Source organism: Synechococcus sp. R8-2 (assembly GCF_047461715.1).
Taxonomy (GTDB): Bacteria; Cyanobacteriota; Cyanobacteriia; order Thermostichales; family Thermostichaceae; genus Thermostichus.
Genome location: NZ_JANSHQ010000367.1, coordinates 1 through 3,976, shown reverse-complemented (window position 1 = coordinate 3,976; position 3,976 = coordinate 1). Strand labels below are relative to the sequence as shown.

Here is a 3,976-nt window from a genome sequence, read left to right as displayed (position 1 = left end):
GGGAAAGGGGCTGGGGGTGAGGGATCACTTGGACTTGAGCTTCTCGGCTTTCTCGATGGCCTCTTCGATGGTGCCCACCAAGTAGAAGGCTTGCTCCGGCAGATTGTCCAATTCCCCCGACAAAATGCGCTGAAAGCCCTTGATGGTGTCTGCCAATTTCACATACTTGCCGGGGGAGCCGGTGAATACCTCCGCCACGAAGAACGGCTGGGACAGGAAACGCTCGATGCGGCGGGCGCGGGCCACCACCAGCTTGTCCTCTTCCGACAGCTCGTCCAGCCCCAGGATGGCGATGATATCTTGCAGCTCTTTGTAGCGCTGCAGCGTTTGCTTCACTGCCCGGGCGGTGTTGTAGTGCTCTTCGCCCACAATGTCCGCCTGCAGGATGGTGGAAGAGGAATCCAGGGGATCCACCGCCGGATAGATACCCTTGGCTGCCAAGCTGCGGGACAATACCACCGTCGAGTCAAGGTGGGCAAAGGTGGTTGCTGGGGCCGGATCCGTCAAGTCGTCAGCAGGCACATACACCGCCTGCACCGAGGTGATGGATCCCTGCTTGGTAGAGGTGATGCGCTCTTGCAGGTTGCCCATTTCGGTAGCCAAGGTGGGCTGGTAACCCACCGCCGAGGGCATGCGACCCAACAGCGCCGACACTTCCGACCCGGCCTGCACAAAGCGGAAGATATTGTCGATGAACAGCAGCACGTCCTGCTTGTTAACGTCGCGGAAGTACTCTGCCATGGTCAGGGCAGTCAGGCCAACCCGCATGCGGGCACCCGGTGGCTCGTTCATCTGGCCATAGACCAGCGCCACTTTGTCCAGCACACCGGATTCTTTCATCTCGTTGTAGAGGTCATTGCCCTCGCGGGTGCGCTCTCCCACGCCCGCAAACACCGATAGGCCAGAGTGCTCCTCAGCGATGTTGTGGATCAGCTCCTGGATGAGCACTGTCTTGCCGACGCCGGCACCGCCAAACAGGCCCACCTTGCCCCCCTTTTTGAAGGGGGCCAGCAGGTCAATCACCTTGATGCCGGTTTCAAAGGGCTCTGGCTTAATCGTCAAATCGACAAGTGGAGGCGCACTGCGGTGGATGGGGGCAAATTCTTGGGCTTGAACGGGCTCTCCTTGGTCAACCGGCTCTCCCAGCACATTGAAAATGCGCCCCAGGGTGGGCTGCCCGACCGGCACAGTAATCGGAGCGCCCGTATCCACCACCGGCATGCCCCGCACCAGGCCGTCGGTCGAGGACATGGCCACCGCACGCACGCGGTTATCCCCCAAAAGCTGCTGCACCTCAAAGGTGACGTTAACCTTCAGGCCGCTTTCGGTTGTGCCCTCCACCTTGAGGGCATTGTAGATTTCGGGCAGCTTGCCGCTGGGAAACTCGGCGTCGATCACAGGCCCAATGACCTGAGTGATGTAGCCAACATTGGTGGCAGTAGCGGTGGCAGTAACCATGATTGAGGCTCAGCTCCTTGTGTGCTCAGTTATCGACTCAGCAATGCCGGGTGTAAATCATTATCATCATACAAATAAAGGGATCCCAGTTGCTGCCGCACTTTTGCCTGTCCAGCCTATGGGGGATCCCCGGCAGAGTGGGCTTTTCTTCGCTACCCTAGAGCTAGGTAAGACAGGGGGTTGCCAGCGATGAGCCACTACGGAGGCCGTATTGCACAGCTCAGCTCCGTTAGGTTGGGAGGACGGCGTTCCCGCCCGCGTCGGGGCCGGGCCCTACAACTGGGGATCCTCGGCTTTTTGCTGGGGCTGGGGGCGATGGGGGCAGCCTGGTGGTACACCATTGGGCCGCGGCAGACGCTTTCCTTGTATTGGCTGACCAGTGCCGACAACTCCATTTACTATGTGCAGCAAGAGCGCACGGTTCGCGCCTTCGACGCTCAGGAAGCCATCCGCCTGGCTCTGGAGGAGCTGATTGCCGGCCCCAGGGATCCCCACCTTACCAGCGCCATTCCACCCCAGACGCGGGTGTTGGATGTGCGGGTGGAAGGTGACGATATTTTTCTCAATTTTTCCCCAGAGTTTACCCAGGGGGGGGGAGCCACGGCGATGATGAGCCGGATTGCGCAGGTGCTCTACACCGCCACCAGCCAAAACCCCGGCGCCCGGGTTTGGATCTCGGTGGAAGGCCGTGCCCTAGAAGTGCTGGGGGGAGAGGGGCTGATCCTGGATCAACCCCTGACACGGGCCTCGTTTGTGCCCGGCTTTCAACTGCCGGCAGAACCTGAGGCGGAGCCGACAACCCCAAAGGACTCGGTCTCGCTGATGCAGTCGCCAAAGCGTCGCCTAGCGATAACGGCCTCTTGAGGCGGAAACCATGAACTGGTTCCAGCGAGTGGGCAGCAGTTTTCTCCTGACCGGTCAGGTGATTCTGCATCTGATGCGGGGTCGTATCCATCGCCGCAACACCCTGGATCAGCTTTCGGCGGTAGGGCTGGAGTCGCTGCTGATTGTTCTGATTACGGCGGTGGTGATCAGCGGCGTTTTCACCATCCAGTTGGCGCGGGAGTTCATCAACTTTGGCGCTTCCTCCCTAATTGGGGGAGTTTTGGCGATTGCCCTTGCTCGCGAGCTGACACCGGTGGTGACGGCGGTGATCTTGGCCGGACGGGTGGGATCCGCCTTTGCCGCCGAGCTGGGCACCATGAAGGTCACGGAGCAGATCGACGCTTTGCTGTTGTTGCGCACCGATCCGGTGGATTATCTGGTGATCCCGCGGGTGCTGGCTGCGGGGCTGATGCTGCCGGTGCTCACCATCCTCTCCCTGCTGACGGGGCTGGTGGGGGGGATGATCATCTGCGCTTCGGCCTACAACATCTCTCCTGCAGTGTTTCTCAACTCGGCGCAAACCCTTCTGAGCTCCTGGGATTTGCTCGTCTGTTGTTTTAAGGCGATGGTGTTTGGGTCTTTGATCGCCATTGTTGGCTCCAACTGGGGCCTTTCCACCAGCGGGGGAGCCAAGGGGGTGGGTCGCTCCACCACCGATGCAGTGGTTACGGCGCTGCTGGGCGTGTTTGTCACCAACTTCCTTATTTCTTGGCTGTTGTTTCAGGGGCCGGGGAGCGCCCTCAGCCGCGCGCTGTAGCCACTTCTGCTATCGCGTTGTTCGCGCGAGCGTTGCGGAGCAATAGGGAGAGAGCTAGGATGGGATCCCCTTTCCCTTCAGCGGTGCAGAGCACTTTGCGAGTAGAATTTCAGATTTTCCGACAGTTGCCGCCGGAGCCGCCCCGCTGGCAGTCCTTCTGGCTGGAGACATCCCCTGGCGCCACCATTCTCGATTGCCTCAACCAGATCAAGTGGGAGCAGGATGGCAGCTTGGCCTTCCGCAAAAACTGCCGCAACACCATCTGTGGCAGTTGCGCCATGCGCATCAACGGTAGGGCAGCCTTGGCTTGTGGCCGACATGTGGGCGAAGAGCTGGATCCCCGCAGCCCCCAGCCGCAGCCTATTCGCATCGGCCCTCTGGGAAACCTGCCCGTTCTGCGGGATCTGGTGGTGGATATGCAGCCCTTCTGGAACGATCTCAGCCGGGTGGATCCCTTTGTCAGCACGGCGGGGCGTCGCATCCCGGAGCGAGAATTTTTGCAGTTGCCTGCCGAACGGGAACATCTCAACGCTGCCGGTGGCTGTATTCTCTGCGGGGCCTGCTATTCCGATTGCAATGCCAAAGAGGTGAACCCAGAGTTTGTCGGCCCCCATGCTCTGGCCAGAGCCAACCGCCTCGTCCAAGACAGCCGCGACAGCCAACGGGAACAACGCCTGCAGGCTCTGGATAGCTTGGCTGGTGTCTGGGGCTGTACCCGCTGCTGGAACTGCAACAGCGTCTGCCCGATGGGCGTGGCACCTCTGGATCAAATCACCGAACTCAAACAGGGGATCCTCTCCCGCCATGCAGACAAGACCGCTGCTCTGCCCACCGACCGTTCCCGCCAGCACGCTGTTCGCGCTATTCGGACGGAGT

At 60.5% G+C, this 3,976-nt stretch carries 4 protein-coding genes; 3 read left to right on the top strand and 1 reads right to left on the bottom strand.

The features are described from left to right. Positions 1-24: 24 nt before the first annotated feature. Positions 25-1,458, bottom strand: coding sequence for a F0F1 ATP synthase subunit beta (gene atpD, locus NW819_RS09130; protein ID WP_011434062.1), 1,434 nt, complete (start codon positions 1,456-1,458; stop codon positions 25-27). Between the two features lie 189 nt (positions 1,459-1,647). Between atpD and NW819_RS09125 the strand changes: the two genes are divergently transcribed. From NW819_RS09125 to NW819_RS09115, 3 genes are all read left to right on the top strand, one after another. Then, a complete protein-coding gene (locus tag NW819_RS09125; protein WP_414413550.1) occupies positions 1,648-2,322 on the top strand; it encodes a GerMN domain-containing protein in 675 nt (224 codons plus the stop codon). Between the two features lie 10 nt (positions 2,323-2,332). Beyond that, positions 2,333-3,100, top strand: coding sequence for an MlaE family lipid ABC transporter permease subunit (locus tag NW819_RS09120; protein ID WP_414400454.1), 768 nt, complete (start codon positions 2,333-2,335; stop codon positions 3,098-3,100). Between the two features lie 59 nt (positions 3,101-3,159). Beyond that, positions 3,160-3,976, top strand: an 817-nt coding sequence (locus tag NW819_RS09115; protein ID WP_414413549.1) for a succinate dehydrogenase/fumarate reductase iron-sulfur subunit, incomplete at its 3' end; no start/stop codon positions are given.

What these genes read in the sequence shown, in the direction of transcription:
- atpD (WP_011434062.1), bottom strand. Translation starts at nt 1,458, where the DNA reads ATGGTTACTGCCACCGCTACTGCCACCAATGTTGGCTACATCACTCAG.
- NW819_RS09125 (WP_414413550.1), top strand. Translation starts at nt 1,648, where the DNA reads ATGAGCCACTACGGAGGCCGTATTGCACAGCTCAGCTCCGTTAGGTTG.
- NW819_RS09120 (WP_414400454.1), top strand. Translation starts at nt 2,333, where the DNA reads ATGAACTGGTTCCAGCGAGTGGGCAGCAGTTTTCTCCTGACCGGTCAG.